The 19256-nt window shown below is 68.1% G+C and carries 16 protein-coding genes; 4 read left to right on the top strand and 12 right to left on the bottom strand.

All coding sequences use genetic code 11. From position 1 onward, the window contains the following. Positions 1–123 precede the first annotated feature (123 nt). Complete coding sequence (locus tag OH809_RS33710; RefSeq protein WP_406417860.1) at positions 124–1155, top strand: LacI family DNA-binding transcriptional regulator; 1032 nt, start codon at positions 124–126, stop codon at positions 1153–1155. 55 nt (positions 1156–1210) lie between these two features. On the opposite strand, the gene prcA is transcribed toward OH809_RS33710, so the two are convergent. From prcA to arc, 6 genes are all read right to left on the bottom strand, one after another. Further along, positions 1211–2047: a proteasome subunit alpha gene (gene prcA / locus OH809_RS33705; protein ID WP_393300351.1), complete on the bottom strand. Its 837-nt coding sequence runs from the start codon at positions 2045–2047 to the stop codon at positions 1211–1213. A 58-nt stretch (positions 2048–2105) separates the two neighbouring features. Next, positions 2106–2951 carry a proteasome subunit beta gene (gene prcB / locus OH809_RS33700; protein WP_406417862.1) on the bottom strand — a complete coding sequence of 282 codons (846 nt, stop codon included), beginning with the start codon at positions 2949–2951 and terminating at the stop codon, positions 2106–2108. After that, a complete protein-coding gene (locus tag OH809_RS33695; RefSeq protein WP_406417864.1) occupies positions 2903–3343 on the bottom strand; it encodes an endonuclease VII domain-containing protein in 441 nt (146 codons plus the stop codon). The genes prcB and OH809_RS33695 overlap by 49 nt, the downstream gene beginning before the upstream one ends. 93 nt (positions 3344–3436) lie before the next feature. Beyond that, positions 3437–3655, bottom strand: a complete 219-nt coding sequence (locus OH809_RS33690) for a ubiquitin-like protein Pup (protein ID WP_406417865.1) — start codon at positions 3653–3655, stop codon at positions 3437–3439. 121 nt (positions 3656–3776) lie between these two features. Beyond that, on the bottom strand, positions 3777–5288 hold the full coding sequence (dop, locus tag OH809_RS33685; protein WP_406417866.1) for a depupylase/deamidase Dop: 1512 nt from the start codon (positions 5286–5288) through the stop codon (positions 3777–3779). A 236-nt stretch (positions 5289–5524) separates the two neighbouring features. Further along, on the bottom strand, positions 5525–7291 hold the full coding sequence (gene arc, locus OH809_RS33680) for a proteasome ATPase (RefSeq protein WP_327247297.1): 1767 nt from the start codon (positions 7289–7291) through the stop codon (positions 5525–5527). Positions 7292–7532: 241 nt separating this feature from the next. Here arc and OH809_RS33675 point away from each other — a divergent pair, with 241 nt between their 5' ends. Further along, positions 7533–7844 carry a ferredoxin gene (locus tag OH809_RS33675; RefSeq protein WP_327247296.1) on the top strand — a complete coding sequence of 104 codons (312 nt, stop codon included), beginning with the start codon at positions 7533–7535 and terminating at the stop codon, positions 7842–7844. 39 nt (positions 7845–7883) lie between these two features. On the opposite strand, the gene OH809_RS33670 is transcribed toward OH809_RS33675, so the two are convergent. The 3 genes from OH809_RS33670 to OH809_RS33660 form a co-directional block, all read right to left on the bottom strand. Continuing rightward, complete coding sequence (locus OH809_RS33670; RefSeq protein WP_406424823.1) at positions 7884–8465, bottom strand: hypothetical protein; 582 nt, start codon at positions 8463–8465, stop codon at positions 7884–7886. A gap of 245 nt (positions 8466–8710) precedes the next feature. Beyond that, a complete protein-coding gene (locus OH809_RS33665) occupies positions 8711–9619 on the bottom strand; it encodes a tRNA (adenine-N1)-methyltransferase (RefSeq protein ID WP_037700492.1) in 909 nt (302 codons plus the stop codon). A gap of 156 nt (positions 9620–9775) precedes the next feature. Continuing rightward, entirely contained in the window at positions 9776–11023 is a 1248-nt protein-coding gene (locus OH809_RS33660) for a site-2 protease family protein (RefSeq protein ID WP_406424825.1), read from the bottom strand. 204 nt (positions 11024–11227) lie between these two features. Between OH809_RS33660 and OH809_RS33655 the strand changes: the two genes are divergently transcribed. Continuing rightward, positions 11228–12073 (top strand): RecB family exonuclease, encoded by an 846-nt coding sequence (locus OH809_RS33655; RefSeq protein ID WP_406424827.1) that lies wholly within the window; start codon positions 11228–11230, stop codon positions 12071–12073. Positions 12074–12082: 9 nt separating this feature from the next. Then, on the top strand, positions 12083–12754 hold the full coding sequence (locus tag OH809_RS33650; RefSeq protein WP_266987616.1) for a response regulator transcription factor: 672 nt from the start codon (positions 12083–12085) through the stop codon (positions 12752–12754). Positions 12755–12800: 46 nt separating this feature from the next. Here OH809_RS33650 and OH809_RS33645 read toward each other — a convergent pair whose 3' ends face one another. The 3 genes from OH809_RS33645 to metH form a co-directional block, all read right to left on the bottom strand. Then, complete coding sequence (locus OH809_RS33645; RefSeq protein ID WP_406417869.1) at positions 12801–14402, bottom strand: ABC transporter substrate-binding protein; 1602 nt, start codon at positions 14400–14402, stop codon at positions 12801–12803. A 362-nt stretch (positions 14403–14764) separates the two neighbouring features. Continuing rightward, the gene (locus OH809_RS33640) at positions 14765–15466 is read right to left on the bottom strand and encodes an HAD family hydrolase (protein ID WP_406417871.1); all 702 of its coding nucleotides are present in this window, start codon (positions 15464–15466) and stop codon (positions 14765–14767) included. Between the two features lie 119 nt (positions 15467–15585). Continuing rightward, positions 15586–19098, bottom strand: coding sequence for a methionine synthase (gene metH, locus OH809_RS33635; RefSeq protein WP_406417873.1), 3513 nt, complete (start codon positions 19096–19098; stop codon positions 15586–15588). Between the last annotated feature and the right edge of the window lie 158 nt (positions 19099–19256).

Genomic DNA, 19256 nt, shown 5'->3' with positions numbered 1-19256 from the left:
GGCGCCTTCCGGACACCTGAGGTTTTACGTATAACGTCGAGCTTCATACGTACCATGTGCCCTGTCCTCAGGTCCACCTCACCGCCCGCACCAGCACCGCACACGCCCAGCCCGGAGGTCTCCGTGACCAGCGCATCCCAGCCCGCCCCGGCCCGGCCCACCAGCCGCGACGTCGCGCGGGCCGCAGGCGTCTCCCAGGCCACCGTCTCGCTCGTCCTCGGCGGCAAATGGCGCGGCAGGGTCTCCGAGGCGACCGCCGCGCGCGTCCGCGCCGCCACCCAGGACCTCGGCTACCGGCCCAATCTCGCCGCCCGCAGCCTGCGCCTCGGCCGCACCAGGACCGCGCTGCTGGTCGTCCCGGCGCTCACCAACGAATTCTTCGCGCGTGTCTACACCGGCGCCGCCGCCGTCGCCGCCGAACACGACTTCGGGGTCGTCCTCTACCCCTCCCCCGACGGCACGGGTCCGGCCAGGGACCCCTTCGCCTCCGCCCGCGCCGCCCTCGACGGGGTCATCGCCTCGTCCATGGCCGCCGACGCCCTCGACGCCCTGCGCGGCGCCGACCTGCCTCTGGTCATGCTGGACAGCGACCCCGCGGACACCGGCGTCGCGGCCCGGGTCAACCTGGACATCGCCGACGGCATGCGGCAGGTTACGAACCATCTCCTCACCCTCGGCCACCGCCGCTTCCTGCACCTGGCGTCGGCCATCGACTCCTGGACCTTCGCCGTTCGCGCCGGGTCCGTCCGCGACACCCTGCGGGGCGTGCCCGGCACCTCCGTACGGACCGTCCCGGCACGGCTCGACGTACGGGCCGGCCGGGAAGCCACGGAACACGCTCTGGCCGCCCCCGGCCCCCGACCGACCGCGATCATCTGCGACGACGACATCCTTGCCGCGGGCGCCTGCAAGGCCGCCCGCCGGCTCAACCTGCGGGTCCCCGACGACCTCTCCGTCACCGGCTTCGACGACCTGGCTCTGGCGACCGCCGTCGAACCCGAACTCACCACCGTTCAGCTCCCCGCCGAGCAGGTCGGCGAGCGCGGCATGACCGCCCTCCTGTCCGTGCTCGACGGCTGCCCGGCCGAACCCGGCAGCCTGCCGGTGCACCTGGTCGTCCGCGGCTCCTCCGGGCCCCCGCCGCCCCGTTCATGACGAGGCCCCGGCCCGCCGCGAACGGTGGACCGGGGCGTAGGAACATCCGGCAGGACTACTCCTCGGACGACTCCGGGGATGCCGGCGGCTCCGCGGACTCCGCAGCCCCCGACGACTTCGTGACATCGGTGGGAGCCTCGCCCCCCTCGCCGTCCTCCAGGTCCGACGGGGCGTCCGTCGGCGTGGCCCCGCCGTCGGCCTCCAGCAGCCGCGCCAGCTGCCGCCCGACGATCCGCTTGAACTTCCGCTGCTGAGGGCGTGTACGGTCCAGGACCGCCACCTCGAGGCGCTCCGCGGGAATCTCCCGCTCGCTCCCATTGGGATCACGGGACAGTGCCTGCACAGCCAGCTTGAGCGCCTCCGCCAGGGTCATTCCGTCACGGTGGCGCTGATCCAGGAACGTGCTGATCTGTTCCGCATTGCCGCCCACCGCGACCGAACCGTGCTCGTCCACGATCGAGCCGTCGTGCGGCAGCCGGTAGATCTGATCGCCCTCGGGCTCGACGCCCACCTCGGCGACCACCAGCTCCACCTCGTACGGCTTCTCCGCCGCACTGGAGAAAATGGTGCCCAGGGTCTGCGCATAGACGTTGGCCAGCCCACGGGCCGTCACATCATCGCGGTCGTAGGTATATCCGCGGAGATCGGCGTAACGGACACCGCCGATGCGCAGATTCTCGTACTCGTTGTACTTACCGGCGGCGGCGAAACCGATCCGGTCATAGATCTCGCTGAACTTGTGCAGCGCACGGGACGGGTTCTCGCCGACGAACACAATGCCGTCGGCGTACTGCAGCACAACCAGGCTGCGACCACGGGCAATGCCCTTCCGGGCGTATTCCGCCCGGTCGGCCATGGCCTGCTGAGGTGAGACATAGAACGGCGTCGACACCGGCTATCCGTCCCTTTCTGTCAGTGACGAGTGCATCGAAGAAGCCTCGGGATCCGGATCAGAGCAGCGCGGCGCGCGGGCCGTCGGGCTGTTCCATCCGGCGCTCCAGGATCGACCGCGCGATGTCGGAGGATTCCGGATCGGCGAGCCTGCGGAAGCCCTCGTCGGTGATGACGGTGACGATCGGATAGATCCGCCGGGCCACATCGGGACCGCCGGTCGCCGAGTCGTCGTCCGCGGCGTCGTACAGCGCCTGCACGACCAGGGTGAGCGCCTCCTGCTCCGTCAGGTCCTCGCGGTAGAGCTTCTTCATCGACCCGCGGGCGAAGATCGACCCGGAGCCGGTGGACGCGTAGCCCTGCTCCTCGGAGCGGCCACCGGTGACGTCGTACGAGAAGATCCGGCCCTTCTCGCGGTCGACGTCGAAGCCGGCGAAGAGCGGAACCACGGCGAGGCCCTGCATGGCCATGGCCAGATTGCTGCGGATCATCGTGGAGAGCCGGTTCGCCTTGCCCTCCAGGGAGAGCTGGGCCCCCTCGACCTTCTCGAAGTGCTCCAGTTCCAGCTGGAAGAGCTTGACCATCTCCACGGCGAGCCCGGCCGTACCGGCGATGCCCACCGCCGAGTACTCGTCGGCCGGGAAGACCTTCTCGATGTCGCGCTGCGCGATCATGTTGCCCATGGTCGCCCGCCGGTCGCCGGCGAGCACCACGCCACCGGGGAACGTCGCGGCGACGATGGTGGTCCCGTGCGGCGCCTCGATCGCCCCCTGCAGGGGCGGCAGCTGCCGGTTGCCCGGGAGCATCTCGGGAGAATGGTCGGACAGGAAGTCCATGAACGAAGAGGATCCCGGCGTCAGGAAGGCAGCTGGTAGACGCCCGGTGCTACGAGTGTTGGCTTCCACGCGTTTCCCTCCAGGTAAGCGATGGCCCTGCGCAAGGTGTCAGGATCATCTCCCAACTTGCCGATGGCCGAATTGCAGTTGAAGCACAGTACGCCCCGGACCCTACCCGTCTCGTGACAGTGATCAACATGCACGGCGGGGGCAGCCAGGCAGATCGTGCAGATGCCCATCTGCGACGAGATCATCTCGTCGCGCTCGGCTTCGGTCATGCCGTACTGACGCTTGAGATGGCCCGCACGCCCCTTCACCGCTTTGCAGGGCTTGCAGAGCGTGGCGAAGCCATCCGAAGCCCGACGGTTTCGGTCCCACTCACCGTGCGGCTTGGTCTCCCCGCAAGTGCGGCAGAACTTGTGCCCTTCGGGCGTCTCGAGTTGCTGGCGAACTCCGCCCACGGTTTTGGCTCCTGGCACCGCGCGCATCGCTTCGACTCACTCAACTTGAGCACTCCAGCACCCTCACCCTCGACCTTCGATTCGAAGGCGAGGTCACTCTCCACCCTTCTGAACGAAGGATCGAACGAAATCCTCTGCGTTCTCCTCGAGTACATCGTCGATTTCGTCCAGAACCGAGTCGACATCGTCGCTCAGCTTCTCCTGCCGCTCCTTGAGGTCGTCGGCAGTCTGCGCGTCCTGCGCCTGCTCCTCGACCTCCTCGGTGGAGCGTGTCGCCTTCTGCTGTCCGCCGCCGGTGTCCTTGGTCGCCATGTAGCTCACCCCGCTCGGTTCGAAGCACTTGATCAGACCCTACCTACGAGGTCCGACATTGGCCCGGTAGTTCTCTACAACGCCCGGGGACCATCTCGATGATTCCCAGTCGGCGGCTGTTTCAGCCGCCGGACAGCACCCGGACCAGCTCTTCCGCCGTGCGACAGCGGTCCAGGAGCTCCTTGACGTGGTTACGGGTCCCCCGGAGCGGTTCCAGGGTGGGGACCCGCTGCAGCGAGTCATGGCCCGGCAGATCGAAGATGACCGAGTCCCAGGAGGCCGCGGCGACGTCGTCCGCGTACTGTTCGAGACAGCGGCCGCGGAAGTACGCCCTCGTGTCCTCCGGGGGCTTCGTACGGGCCTGCTCGACCTCGCGCTCGTCCAGCAGGCGTTTCATCTTCCCGCGGGCCGCGAGACGGTTGTAGAGGCCCTTCTCGGGCCTCACATCGGCGTACTGGAGGTCCACCAGGTGCAGCCGGGCCGCGTCCCAGTCCAGGCCGTCGCGGCGGCGGTAGCCCTCCATGAGCTCCCGCTTGGCGATCCAGTCGAGCTCGCCCGACAGGCTCATCGGATCGTTCTCCAGTCGGTTGAGGGTGTCCTCCCAGCGGATCAGGATGTCCTTGGTCTGCTCGTCGGCGTCCGCCCCGTACCGCTCCTCGACGTATTTGCGGCCCAGCTCGAAGTACTCCATCTGAAGCTGCACCGCGGTGAGTGTCCGGCCGCTGCGGAGCGTGATCAGATGCTGCAGGGTCGGGTCGTGGGAAACCTGGTGCAGGGTGCGCACCGGCTGGTCGACGGCCAGATCGACGTTGATGAAGCCGTCCTCGATCATGGACAGGACGAGCGCCGTGGTGCCGAGCTTGAGGTAGGTGGAGATCTCCGACAGATTCGCGTCGCCGATGATCACATGGAGGCGGCGGTACTTCTCGGCGTCGGAGTGGGGCTCGTCGCGGGTGTTGATGATGGGGCGCTTGAGAGTCGTCTCGAGGCCGACCTCGACCTCGAAGTAGTCCGCCCGCTGGCTGATCTGGAAGCCGTGTTCGTGGCCGTCCTGGCCGATTCCCACGCGGCCTGCGCCGGTGACGACCTGGCGGGAGACGAAGAACGGGGTCAGGTGGCGCACGATGTCGGAGAACGGGGTCTCCCGCTTCATCAGGTAGTTCTCGTGCGTGCCGTACGAGGCGCCCTTGTTGTCGGTGTTGTTCTTGTAGAGATGGATCGGCTGGGCGCCGGGGAGCTGGGCCGCGCGCTCGGCGGCCTCGGCCATGACGCGTTCGCCGGCCTTGTCCCAGAGGACGGCGTCCCGCGGATTGGTGACCTCCGGCGAGCTGTACTCGGGGTGTGCGTGGTCGACGTAGAGCCGGGCACCGTTGGTGAGAATGACATTGGCGAGGCCGATGTCCTCGTCGGTGAGCTGGCTGGAGTCTGCGGTTTCGCGGGCGAGGTCGAAGCCTCGCGCGTCGCGCAGCGGATTCTCCTCCTCGAAGTCCCAGCGGGCGCGTCGCGCCCGGTGCATCGCCGCCGCGTAGGCGTTGACGATCTGGGACGAGGTGAGCATGGCATTGGCGTTGGGGTGTCCGGGCACGGAGATGCCGTACTCCGTCTCGATGCCCATTACTCGCCGTACGGTCATGCGGCCCTCCTTGCCCGGCGGCGTTCCCTTCCGGGATCGGCGCTCAAGTACCGCTGCTTGTCCGGTGCGTGTGCGGTGCCCGTCCCCGCACTGCGCGATGGGGCGGTACGGAAGAGCCTAGAGCGCCTCTGCGCTGGTGGGGAGATCAATTACGTCATTGCTCCGGTGTCGTGGGAGCTGTCCGGAAAGCAACCGGCTGCGGATGCCCGGCCGGGCATCCGCAGCGCGTCTGCGTTCTACAGGTACTGCCCGGTGTTTGCCACCGTGTCGATGGAGCGACCAGTGTCTGCGCCCTGTTTTCCGGTGACAAGGGTGCGGATGAAGACGATCCGCTCGCCCTTCTTGCCGGAGATCCTGGCCCAGTCGTCGGGGTTGGTGGTGTTGGGAAGGTCCTCGTTCTCCTTGAACTCGTCCACACACGCCTGGAGGAGATGGGAGACGCGAAGGCCCTTCTGGCCCTGGTCGAGGAAGGCCTTGATGGCCATCTTCTTGGCCCGGTCGACGATGTTCTGGATCATCGCGCCGGAGTTGAAGTCCTTGAAGTACAGGACTTCCTTGTCGCCGTTGGCGTACGTGACTTCGAGGAAGCGGTTCTCCTCGGACTCGGTGTACATCCGCTCGACGACGGACTGGATCATGGCGTGAGCTGCGGCTTCCTTGGAACCGGTGTGCTCGGCGAGATCGTCGGCGTGCAGCGGCAGAGAAGGCGTGAGGTACTTCCCGAAGATGTCCTTCGCCGCCTCCGCGTCCGGACGCTCGATCTTGATCTTCACATCGAGACGGCCGGGCCGGAGAATCGCGGGGTCGATCATGTCCTCGCGGTTGGAGGCGCCGATCACGATGACGTTCTCCAGGCCCTCCACGCCGTCGATCTCGGCGAGCAGCTGGGGGACGATCGTGTTCTCCACGTCCGAGCTGACACCGGATCCGCGGGTGCGGAAGAGGGATTCCATCTCGTCGAAGAAGACGATGACGGGGGTACCCTCGCCGGCCTTTTCGCGGGCCCGCTGGAAGACGAGACGGATGTGCCGCTCGGTCTCACCGACATATTTGTTGAGGAGCTCCGGACCCTTGATGTTGAGGAAGTAGCTCTTTCCGGCGGGCTGGCCGGTGACTTCCGCGACTTTCTTGGCCAGGGAGTTGGCGACGGCCTTGGCGATGAGTGTCTTGCCGCAGCCGGGCGGACCGTAGAGCAGGATGCCCTTCGGCGGCCGCAGTTCGTGCTCCTTGAAGAGGTCGGGGTGGAGGTAGGGCAGCTCGACCGCGTCCCGGATCAGCTCGATCTGGTCGCCCAGGCCGCCGATCTTGTCGTAGTCGATGTCCGGAACCTCTTCGAGGACGAGCTCCTCGACCTCGCTCTTCGGGACGACTTCGTAGACGTAACCGGACCTGGGTTCGAGCAGGAGCGCATCGCCGGGCCGGATGTTGATGTCGAGGAGCGGTTCGGCGAGCCGTACCACTCGTTCCTCGTCGGTGTGCCCGATGACCAGGGCGCGCTCGCCGTCCTCGAGGATCTCCTTGAGGGTGACGATGTCCCCGGCCCGCTCGAATTCCATGGCCTCGACCACGTTGAGCGCTTCGTTGAGCATGACTTCCTGGCCGCGCCGGAGGTCGTCGATCTCGACACTGGGACTGACGTTCACCCGGAGCTTGCGGCCCCCGGTGAAGATGTCGCAAGTGCCGTCCTCGTTGCCCTGCAGGAAGACTCCGAAGCCGGCCGGCGGCTGTGCGAGCCGGTCGACTTCCTCCTTGAGGGCCACGATCTGGTCGCGGGCCTCGCGCAGGGTGTTGGCGAGCCGTTCGTTCTGTGCGGACACGCCTGCGAGGTTCGTCTGCAACTCGACGATCCGCTCTTCGAGAATCCTCGTATGGCGCGGAGAGTCGGCGAGCTTACGTCGCAGGACGGCGATTTCCTGCTCAAGATAGGCGACCTGGCCGGCTGGGTCTTCGGACCCCCGCCCGGGCCGGATGCCGCGGTTGATGTCGTCGTCGTGGGCTGCCACGGTCCTCACCTCCTCCAAGGGGAGCTGGACGCTTCCTGACCCTACCTGGGTGGGTGATGATTGAAACCCCTAGATCACAAAGACTGCGGGGTGTGTCCGATCTTCACCCTTGCGCTCTCCCTCACGCCAGGGGAATACCCACCGTTCAACATCGGAAAGCGGCCGGTTGTATCGTCGAACCGGTCAACACCCGTCAGGGCTGGCTATTTTTGGTTCGGATACGCAGGGAACGGCAGGAAAAATGACCGTGCAGCAGGACGCTCCCACCGGAAGCGACACGCAGGACCTGGAGGTCTGGATCGACCAGGACCTCTGCACGGGAGACGGGATCTGCGTCCAGTACGCCCCCGAGGTCTTCGAGCTGGACATCGACGGTCTGGCGTACGTGAAGAGCGGCGACGACGAGCTGCTGCAGGACAAGGGGGCGACGACACCCGTTCCGCTTCCGCTGCTTCAGGACGTGGTCGATTCGGCCAAGGAGTGCCCGGGCGACTGCATTCATGTACGTCGCGTTTCGGACAGGGTCGAGGTCTACGGCCCCGACGCGGCCTGATCCGTCGGCTCCGGCCTGCCGGGTACGGGGAGTGACCGGTCAGGCGCTGTTCGCTTCGCTCTCCGCGGCGCGGACGAAAGCGCCGTTCCGCCACTGCCAGGTCACCTTTTCCTGCTGGTCGGGACAGCAGCGCGGGGTCTCGGGCGAGGAGTAGCCGAGGAGCGTGGCGGAGATGATTCCGTCACGCACGGTGAAGTCGCCGATGCTCATCTGCTGGGCGGGGTCCACCAGGGTCGCAACGACCCGGGGTGCGGCCCCGCTTCCCTGTGTGAGGACGTAAACACCGCTCGGCGGGGTGCCGGATCCGGCCGCGCAGTGGACCACGGCGACGGTTTCCGGCCGGTCGTCGCCGTCGAGATCACCGGGGATCTGCTTGGCGACGGTGCTCCCCACCGTCCCGCAGTCCAGCGGGAAGGTCGCCCGGGTCGGATCGGGGGCGGCCGCGGGCGCGGTGCCGTGCTGCGTGGCGGTCCGGTGCGGGGTCGAGGCGGAGGCGGTGGCGGCATCGGGCTGGAGCATGCCCGCTGCCGCGACGACGGCGGCCATGGCGGTCGCGGTCACGAGCCACTGCATCGGCCCGGTGTCGGTGTGCGCGAGGTCCGGGAGCTCGGAGGTCTGCACGCGGGATGTCTCCTGTGGTTCCTGTGGTGCGGCGATGCCGGGAAGGCGGGGCGTCAGCCATGGGGTGGGGGTGGCCAGCATCGTGCCACACCTCACAGGGCGGTGGAACGGTGGGGTCGGTACGGATTGGGATTCCGTGCACAGCCCCACAGCAGCAGCCTCCACACGGGCAACGAATAGGCGCCGCCGCGGAGTTCCCGGGACGGTCCGGGAACTCCGCGGCGGCGCCGGTGCGTTGTGCGGGGTCAGCCGCGGGAGGAGGAGCCGCTCTGGCTGCCGGGACCGTCGTAGTCCTCACCGTACGCGCCCTTGGCGGGCCGGCGGCGGCGCAGCGGAGCCTCCACACCGTCGGCCAGGCGGCGCGCGGTGACGAGGAAGCCGGTGTGGCCGATCATGCGGTGGTCCGGGCGGACCGCGAGACCCTCGACGTGCCAGTTGCGGATCATCGATTCCCAGGGCTGCGGTTCGGCGAAGCAGCCGATCTCGCGGATGGACTCGACGGTCCTGGCGAGCTGGGTGGTGGTCGCGACGTAGGCGCAGAGGATGCCGCCTGGGACGAGCGCCTTGGAGACGGCCTCCAGGCATTCCCAGGGGGCGAGCATGTCGAGGATGACCCGGTCGACATCGGTGTCGGAGAGGTTGTCCTGGAGGTCGCCGACGGTGAGCTGCCACGCGGGGTGCGGCTCGCCGAAGTAGCGCTCGACGTTCTGCTGGGCGATCTCCGCGAAGTCCTCGCGGCGCTCGTACGAGTGCAGCATGCCCTGGTCGCCGATGGCGCGGAGCAGGAAGGTGGAGAGCGAGCCGGAGCCGACGCCGGCTTCCACGACGCGGGCGCCGGGGAAGATGTCGGCGAACGCCAGGATCTGCCCCGCGTCCTTGGGGTAGACCACGGCGGCGCCGCGGGGCATGGACAGGACGTAGTCGGGGAGCAGGGGGCGCAGCGCGAGGTAGGCGACGTTTCCCGTGGTTCGGACCACACTGCCCTCGGGAGCACCGATCAGCTCGTCGTGCGGGAAAGAACCCTTGTGGGTGTGGAAGTTCTTTCCGGCTTCGAGCGTGAAGGTGTAGTGGCGTCCCTTGGGGTCGGTGAGCTGGACCTGGTCCCCGACCTTGAAGGGCCCGCGTCGGCGGGCGGCACCGGTCGGTTCAGACATGTGACCAGCGTACCGGTGTTTCCAGGGGCTCCGACCGCGCGCCGGAGAGCCCGGCCCGACCGGCCGGACAGCCCTCAGAGGCTGTCGGGCTGACTCTGATCGGGCAGTCGTGCCCTGGCATGCACGCTTCCCGATCGAAGTCAGCCCGACAGCCTATCAGGCGGCGGGGCGGGCCATGGCGGCGACGAAGGCGCGTTCGACGTCGGCGGTGGAGAGGACTCCGTAGATCTCGCCGGTCTCTTCGAGAACCAGGTATTCGGTGGCGGGGCTGGCCTTCAGGGTGTCGAGGAGCTCTTCGCCGGTGAGTTCGGCGGAGATCATCATTCCGGCGGTCAGATCCTGGGCGAGGGCGCTGACGGCGACCCAGGGGCGGCGGTGTTCGGGGACGGAGACGATGGCGGCCTCGCGGACGACGGCCTTGGGGTCGCCGTGTCCGTCGACGACGACGAGGGCGCGGGCGCCCGCCTCGTTGGCGCGCCGGAGCGCTTCGGAGAGAGGGGTGGCGGCTTCCACGGGGACGGCGCGGCGGGTGAGGGTGCGGGCGCGCAGGTCGGGGAGGTGTTCGCGCAGGCGGGCCATGCGGAGGCTGTTGCCCGCTCCGGTCCAGATGATGGCGGCGAGGATCGCGGCGAGCAGGGCGTTGGTGACGGTGTCCATGCCGCTGACGTCGTCGGGGTTGTTCCCGAGCCCGCCGGTGCGGGTGAGGAGCGGGAGGCCGATGAGGACGGCCACGGCGAGAGCGCGCCCGACCCAGGCGGCGGCGACGGTGCCGCTCATGGCGCGGCCGGTGATCTTCCAGACGACGGCACGGAGCATGCGGCCTCCGTCGAGCGGGAGGCCGGGCAGCAGGTTGAAGGCGGCGACGATGAGGTTGGAGATCATCAGTCCGGCGAGCAGGACTCCGGGGACGGTGCCGGGTTCGACGAACTTCATGGCGACGTAGAAGACGCCGGCGAGTACCAGGGAGAGCAGGGGACCGACGAAGGCGAGTACGAATTCGCGGCCGGGAGTCTCGGACTCCTTCTCGATCTCGGAGACGCCGCCGAAGAACTGCAGCTGGATGCGGCGCACGGGGAGCTTGTAGCGGAGCGCGGCGACCGTGTGCGCGAGTTCGTGGACGAGTACGGAGGCGTAGAAGGCGATCGCGAAGAAGAGGGAGACCAGATAGCGGACCGCGCCGAGTTCCGGCAGGACGCGGTCGAGCTGGCCGCCGAAGACCCAGGTGATGAGCGCCGCGACAAGGAACCAGCTGGGCGCGACGTATACCGGTACGCCGAAGGGGCGGCCCATCAGGAGCCCGCCGCCCGGCTCCCGGGGGCGCTGCGGTTTGCCGTTCTCGGGCGCGGCGGGGTCCGTTCCGCCGGCGCCGGGCTGCGGCTGCCCGCTGTCGCCGCTCTCGTCCACGGGGTCCCTTCGGTCGGTGCCTTTCGGCACGATCATGCAGTGTGCGAGGGTCTGTCGTCGATGGTATGCCGCCTATGGCCTCCCGCCCTATCGCGGGGGAGGCCGCGAGTGTCAGTGGCGGGTCGTAGGGTCTTCGTCATGACTTCCGTGCCCCGGCCGCCGCAGCCGCCTTCGTCCCTGTCGCCGTCGCGGGCGAGCGATTTCATGCAGTGTCCTCTGCTGTACCGGTTCCGGGTGATCGACAGGCTGCCGGAGAAGCCCAGTGAGGCGGCTACCCGGGGCACGCTGGTGCATGGGGTGCTGGAGCGGCTCTTCGACGCACCGGCGGCGGAGCGTACGGCGGGCCGGGCGACGGCGATGGTTCCCGGCCAGTGGGACCGGCTGCTGGAGTCGAAGCCGGAGCTGTCGGAGCTGTTCGCGGAGGATGCAGAGGGCGAGCGGCTGGCGCGCTGGCTGTCGGAGGCCGAGAGCCTGGTGGAGCGGTGGTTCTCGCTGGAGGATCCGACGCGCCTGGAGCCGACGGAGCGGGAGATGTTCGTCGAGACGGAGCTGGAGTCGGGGCTGCGGCTGCGCGGGGTGATCGACCGGATCGATGTGGCACCGACGGGCGAGGTCCGGATCGTCGACTACAAGACGGGGAAGGCGCCGCGACCGGAGTATGCGGAGGGCGCGTTGTTCCAGATGAAGTTCTACGCCCTGGTGATCTGGCGGCTGAAGGGTGTGGTGCCGCGCCGGCTGCAGCTGGTCTATCTGGGCAGCGGCGACGTCATGACGTACGACCCGGTCGTGGCGGATCTGGAGCGGGTGGAGCGGAAGCTGCTGGCGCTGTGGGACGCGATCCGGCTGGCCACGGAGACGGGAGAGTGGCGGCCGCGGCCGACGAAGCTGTGCGGCTGGTGCGACCACCAGGCGGTCTGTCCGGAATTCGGCGGGACTCCCCCGGCCTATCCGCTGCCGGTCCGCCCGGCCGTTCCGGTCCAGGGTGTGCAGGGCAGAATGGACCCGGTCCAGGCCGAGGCCGCCCGACCGGCGGCCGTTGAAGGAGCTTGAGGAGATCTGGTGGCAATCCGCGTCCTACTGGTCGACGACCAGCCGCTGCTGCGCACCGGCTTTCGGATGATTCTTGAGGCGGAGGGGGATCTGGCGGTGGTGGGCGAGGCCGGTGACGGTCTCCAGGCTCTCGATCAGGTGCGGGCACTGCAGCCCGATGTGGTGCTGATGGACATCCGTATGCCGCGGATGGACGGCGTCGAGGCGACTCGTCAGATCACGGGACCGGGCCGGGACGGCCCGGCGAAGGTGCTGGTGCTGACCACGTTCGATCTCGACGAGTACGTGGTGGAGGCATTGCGCGCCGGTGCCAGCGGCTTCCTGCTGAAGGACGCTCCGGCCAATGAGCTGGTGCAGGCGATCCGGGTGGTCGCGGCAGGCGAGGCGATGCTGGCCCCGAGCATCACGCGCAGGCTGCTGGACAAGTACGCGGATCATCTCCCGTCGGGCGAGGATCCCGTGCCGGACACCCTGCACACGCTGACGGAGCGTGAGGTGGAGGTGCTGAAGCTGGTGGCGCGTGGTCTGTCGAATGCGGAGATCGCCGCCGATCTGTTCGTCAGCGAGACGACGGTCAAGACGCATGTGGGCCATGTGCTGACGAAGTTGGGGCTGCGCGACCGGGTGCAGGCCGCGGTGTACGCGTACGAGAGCGGACTGGTGCGCCCCGGCGCCCAGTGATCCGGCACGGTTCGGCCGGGACCGGGCGCCGGAGCGGCGCCGTGGTTCAGGCGGCGCTGCGGCCGAGCTCCCAGAACTGGAGGTCGGCGGAGGAGTTGACCGACCACTCGACGCCGGTGAGGCCGTCGCGGGAGGCAATGTACTGCTTCCCCTGCCAGATCGGGAGCACAGGAACGTCGGTGGCGACGAGGTCCTGGAGCTTCTGGAAGGTCTTGGAGGCGGCGGCGCGGTCGGAGACGCGGCGGGACTGCGGGATCAGCGTGTTCTGGGCCAGCGCGGACCTGTAGGGCGAGTTGAGGAAGTTGTCCTTGTCGAGAAACGGCGCCGTGTAGTTGTCCGGGTCCGGGAAGTCCGGGAGCCAGCCCAGGCCGTAGACGGCGTAGTCGCCGCGCTTCTGTGCCGCTCGGTACTTCGCCCAGGGGGTGCCCCGGGTGGTGACGTCGAACAGCCCCGTGTCGTTCAGCTGCTTCTTCAGCGTCTTGAACTCGTCGGCGGTGGCCGGACCGTAGTAGTCGGTCGTGTAGTGCAGGGTGAACTTCACCGGGGTCTTGATGCCGGCGGCCTGCAGAAGTGCGGCGGCCTTGCCGGTGCTGGGCTCGCCGTACTTGTTGTAGAACGAGCTGGTGTGCCCGGTGATGCTGGACGGGATCAGCGAGTAGAGCGGCTCGGCGGTGGTGCCGTAGACCTGGCCGGCGATCTGGCCGCGGTCGATGACCTGGGCGATGGCCTGGCGGACGGCCTTGTTCTTCACCGCGGGGTCGGTGGTGTCGAAGCCCAGGTAGCTGATGGCGAGGCCGGGCATCTCGGTGAGTTTGATGCCGTCCTTCGGCTTCTCCAGCATCTGCTTGGCCTGGCCGGGCGACATGGTGCGGGTCATCATGTCGATCTTCTTGTCGTCAAGTGCCTTGCCCATCGCCGTGGCGTCGGGGAAGAGGTCGAGTTCGACCTTGTCGTTGAGGACCTTCAGATCACCCTTGTACTTCGGGTTCCTGGTGAAGACGATCTTGTCGACCTGGTGGTTCCTGACTTCCGGCTTCATCGTGTAGGGGCCGGAGCCGTCGACCTGGAAGCCTTCTCGCGGGGACTTCGCCGGGTACTTGCTCTTCGGCACGATGGCGGCGGCAGGGGTGGCGAGCTTGTAGGGGAAGGTCGCGTCCGGCGTCTTCAGGTGGAAGATGACTTCGTTGTCGTCGCGGGTCTCGATCGTGTCGATGTTGGCGAGCAGGCCGACGGGTCCGTTGTCGGAGTCGATGCCGATGACCCGGTTGATGGAGTACTTAACGTCCTCGGCGGTGATGGGCTTGCCGCTCGCGAAGGTGAGACCGCTGCGCAGCCTGCAGCGGTAGCTCTCGTTCTGCCGGTCGGTGAACGTACAGCTCTCGGCGGCCTCGGGGACGGGCTCGCCGCCGCCGCGCGGGACGTGGGTCAGCGTCTGCACGGTCTGCCGCAGGACGTTCCAGACGCCTGCTTCGTAGCCGATGGCGGGGTCGAGCGGTGCGGGGTTGTCCTCGGTGGCGACGAACTCGTCCGTGGTGCCGACAACGATGGCGGCGTTGCCATCGCTCCCGTCGTCCGTCGCGCCGCAGGCGGCGAGTACGGGGGCGAGCAGGCCGACGACGGCCGGCAGCACCAGAGTCTTGCGGTTCATCTTGGACGTTCTCCCTCATCCGGCCATTGAGAAAACGACATTAGTGGGCGCCACCGGTAATCCCTGACCGGCGGCACCCCATGCGCAATCGAATGGTGAAGGGAATTGTCGCCGAGCTGATTTCCCGGGCGGGGAAGGTTCCGTACAGGGCTCCACGAATCGGGACGATTGGGCGGATAATAACGGATAACTCGGGCGATCTTGAGGGAGGCTGCGAGCCTTCGAGGTGACAAAGCTCACCCCCGGGCCATTCTCCGCCTTGGCATGCTCCCGACTTTTCCCTACGCATGCGTGACGAAACGCGCACACGGCCACGCCGAGAGTTTTTCTATTCATTCACAGAAATACTCTCGGTACGGGGATCAATGCATTCCCGTAACCAGACCGCGGAGAAATGCGAGATCGACTTCTTCGAGGGAACCCACCACGACCCGGCCCGATGCGGGTGCGATCGGTGCGACGGACGGTACGGCGACGACCCAGCAGCCGGCGGCCTCTGCCGCGGCGACACCGGTCGCGGTGTCCTCGATGACCGCACAGCGCTCGGGGGCCGCGCCGAAGCCGGAGGCAGCGGTGAGGTAGGGCTCCGGGTGCGGCTTCGTCCGGGAGACCTCGTCACCTGCGACGGTGAGCGAGAAGTGGTGGTGGCCGACCGAGTCCAGCACCCGGTCGATGATGCGCCGGTGCGAGGCGGAGACCAGGGCGGTCGGGACCTCGTGCGTCACCAGTTCGGCGAGCAGCCGTGCGGCGCCCGGCATCAGTGGCACACCGCGGTCGATGCGCTCCTCGAAGCGGTCGTTGAGCAGCACGGTGAGCTCCGGGAGGGTGATGTCCGCACCGGTGACATCGATGAGATACCCGGCGCTGCGGGTCATCGGCCCGCCGACGACCACGTCCTTCCACGCCTCGTCCAGCCGGTACCCGAGGTCGGCGAAGACCGCCACCTCGGCCTCCCACCAGAAACCCTCGGTATCGACCAGGGTGCCGTCCATGTCGAGGAAGACGGCCTGCAGGGCGGCGCCTTCCGCCGTACGGATCAAGGACGCGGGGACCGTACTGGTCATGCGGCACACCTTCCATGAGGGACGAGAAGGCCGGCCGCCTTTTCCAGGGAAAGGGCGGCCGGCCTGCACTGGACCGACCAGTGTACGACTTGTCCCGCTACGGCGCGTCGGACATTTCCTTACCGCGCGTTGAAGTACTTCGCCTCCGGGTGGTGGATGACGATCGCGTCCGTGGACTGCTCCGGGTGGAGCTGGAACTCCTCGGAGAGGTGGACACCGATCCGCTCGGGCTGCAGCAGGTCGGCGATCTTCGCCCGGTCCTCCAGGTCGGGGCAGGCCCCGTAGCCGAGGGAGAAGCGTGCGCCGCGGTACTTCAGCGCGAACATGTCCTCGACTGCGGCCGGGTCCTCGCCGCCGAAGCCGAGTTCGGAACGGACCCTGGCGTGCCAGTACTCGGCGAGAGCCTCGGCGAGCTGGACGGAGAGACCGTGCAGCTCCAGGTAGTCGCGGTAGGAATTGGCCTCGAAGAGCTTCGCGGTCTCGCCGCCGATCTTCGAGCCGACGGTGACGACCTGGAGGCCGATCACGTCCGTCTCACCGGACTCCTCCGGGCGGAAGAAGTCCGCGAGGCAGAGGCGGCGGCCGCGGCGCTGGCGCGGGAAGGTGAAGCGGGTGCGCTCGGAACCGTCCTCGTGCAGCAGGATCAGGTCGTCGCCCTTGGAGACGCACGGGAAGTAGCCGTAGACCACGGCGGCTTCCAGCAGGTTCTCCGTGTGCAGCTTGTCGAGCCAGCCGCGCAGGTGCGGGCGGCCCTCGGTCTCCACGAGCTCCTCGTACGTCGGTCCGTCACCGGCGCGGGCCTGCTTGAGGCCCCACTGGCCCTTGAAGAGCGCACCCTCGTCGAGCCAGGAGGCGTACTCCTTGAGCTGGATGCCCTTGACGACACGAGTGCCCCAGAACGGCGGTTCGGGTACCGGGTTGTCGGTGGCGACATCGGACCGTACGCCGTCCTCGCGCTCCTCGACCTCCAGTACGGCGGTCTCCCGCTTGGGGACGCGGCGCTGCTTGAGCTCGGGGAGGGCGGCGCCGGGGACGCCGCGCTTGACCGCGACCAGGGCGTCCATCAGGCGCAGGCCCTCGAACGCGTCGCGGGCGTAGCGGACCTCGCCCTCGTAGATCTCGTGGAGGTCCTGCTCGACATAGGCCCTGGTGAGAGCCGCGCCGCCGAGGATCACCGGATATTCGGCGGCCAGCTTGCGCTGGTTCAGCTCCTCCAGGTTCTCCTTCATGATCACGGTGGACTTCACCAGGAGGCCGGACATCCCGATGACATCGGCGCGGTGCTCCTCCGCGGCTTCCAGGATCGCGGAGACCGGCTGCTTGATACCGATGTTGACGACGTTGAAGCCGTTGTTGGACAGGATGATGTCGACGAGGTTCTTGCCGATGTCGTGGACGTCGCCGCGGACGGTGGCCAGCACGATCGTGCCCTTGCCCTCCGCGTCGGACTTCTCCATGTGCGGTTCCAGGTATGCCACGGCGGACTTCATGACCTCGGCCGACTGGAGCACGAACGGCAGCTGCATCTGACCGGAGCCGAACAGCTCGCCGACGACCTTCATGCCTTCGAGCAGCGTGTCGTTGACGATGTCGAGAGCCGGACGGGTCTGCAGTGCCTCGTCGAGGTCGGTCTCCAGGCCGTTCTTCTCCCCGTCGATGATGCGGCGCTGGAGGCGCTCGTCGAGCGGCAGCGCGAGGAGCTCCTCGGCCTTGCCGGCCTTCATCGACTTCATGTTGACGCCCTCGAAGAGCTCCATGAGCCGCTGCAGCGGGTCGTAGCCTTCGGCGCGGCGGTCGTAGATGAGGTCGAGTGCGACCTTGACCTGCTCCTCCTCCAGGCGCGCGATCGGCAGGATCTTCGAGGCGTGCACGATGGCGGAGTCGAGACCGGCCTTGACGCACTCGTCGAGGAAGACGGAGTTCAGGACGACCCGGGCGGCCGGGTTGAGACCGAAGGAGATGTTCGACAGGCCGAGTGTGGTCTGGACCTCGGGATGGCGCCGCTTCAGTTCGCGGATGGCGCCGATGGTGGCGGCGCCGTCCTTGCGGGACTCCTCCTGCCCGGTGCAGATGGTGAAGGTCAGCGTGTCGATGAGGAGGTCGGACTCATGGATGCCCCAGTTGCCGGTCAGGTCCTCGATCAGCCGCTCGGCGACGGCGACCTTGTGCTCGACGGTGCGGGCCTGGCCCTCCTCGTCGATCGTCAGAGCGATCAGCGCGGCACCGTGCTCGGCGGCCAGTTGCGTGACCTTGGCGAAGCGCGACTCGGGTCCGTCGCCGTCCTCGTAGTTGACGGAATTGAGGACCGCCCGGCCGCCGAGCTTCTCCAGACCGGCCCGCAGGACCGGCAGCTCGGTGGAGTCGAGCACGATCGGGAGCGTGGAGGCGGTGGCGAAGCGTCCGGCCAGCTCCTCCATGTCCGTGACACCGTCCCGGCCGACGTAGTCGACGCAGAGGTCGAGCATGTGCGCGCCCTCACGGATCTGTTCGCGCGCCATCTCCACGCAGTCGTCCCAGCGGGTCTCCAGCATGGCCTCGCGGAACTTCTTGGATCCGTTGGCGTTCGTACGCTCGCCGATGGCGAGGTACGAGGTGTCCTGGCGGAACGGGACGGTCTGGTACAGCGAGGCGGCGCCGGGCTCGGGGCGCGGGTCGCGGGGGGTGAGGGCGGCGCCGCGGACGCGTTCGACGACCTGGCGCAGGTGCTCCGGAGTCGTACCGCAGCAGCCGCCGACCAGCGAGAGGCCGTACTCCTGGACGAACGTCTCCTGCGCGTCGGCCAGTCCTTCGGGACCGAGCGGGAAGTGCGCGCCGTCCTTGGTGAGCACCGGCAGTCCGGCGTTGGGCATGCAGAGCAACGGGATGCGGGAGTGGCGCGTGAGGTAGCGCAGGTGCTCGCTCATCTCCGCCGGGCCGGTCGAGCAGTTCAGGCCGATCATGTCGACGCCGAGCGGTTCGAGCGCGGTCAGCGCGGCGCCGATCTCCGAGCCGAGCAGCATGGTGCCGGTCGTCTCGAACGCCAGCGAGCACAGCAGCGGGAGGTCGCTGCCCATCGCGTCCAGCGCCCGCCGCGCACCCAGTACCGCGGCCTTGGTCTGGAGGAGGTCCTGCGTCGTCTCGATGATGAGCGCGTCCGCGCCGCCGGTGATCAGTCCTTCGGCGTTCTGCTGGAAACCGTCGCGGAGCACGGTGTACGGCGCGTGGCCCAGCGTCGGCAGCTTGGTGCCGGGACCGATGGAGCCGAGCACCCAGCGCTGCTGCCCGGTGGAGGCGGTGAACTCGTCGGCCACCTCGCGGGCGATGCGCGCGCCGGACTCGGACAGTTCATGGATGCGCTCGGGAATGTCGTACTCGCCCAGGGCGGAGGCGTTGGCACCGAAGGTGTTCGTCTCGACGCAGTCCACCCCGACCGCGAAGTACTCCTCGTGCACCGAGCGCACGATGTCCGGGCGGGTGACGTTGAGGATCTCGTTGCAGCCCTCGAGGTGCTGGAAGTCCTCAAGGGTGGGGTCCTGTGCCTGGAGCATGGTGCCCATGGCACCGTCGGCCACCACCACGCGGGTGGCGAGTGCCTCGCGGAGGGCTTCGGCTCGGTTCCGGCTGTCAGCGGAAGGGGTCGGCGACGGGGCCATGGATGTACTCCCAGGGATGCGACGGCTGTCGGCTTTGCGGCCTCGGTGGAGGCCGCACCCCGTCAGGGTAGCCGGGTGCCGCCTTCGACGGTCACTGTGTCCCACGGAACGGACGGCATGCTGTGCGGGGGCATGTCCGGGGCGGTGCGGCGGAGCAG

Origin of the sequence: Streptomyces sp. NBC_00873 (assembly GCF_045207415.1) — a bacterium.
Classification (GTDB): domain Bacteria; phylum Actinomycetota; class Actinomycetes; order Streptomycetales; family Streptomycetaceae; genus Streptomyces.
The sequence above is the reverse complement of the archived record's forward strand: the minus strand, read 5'-3'. Positions and strand labels throughout refer to the sequence as shown.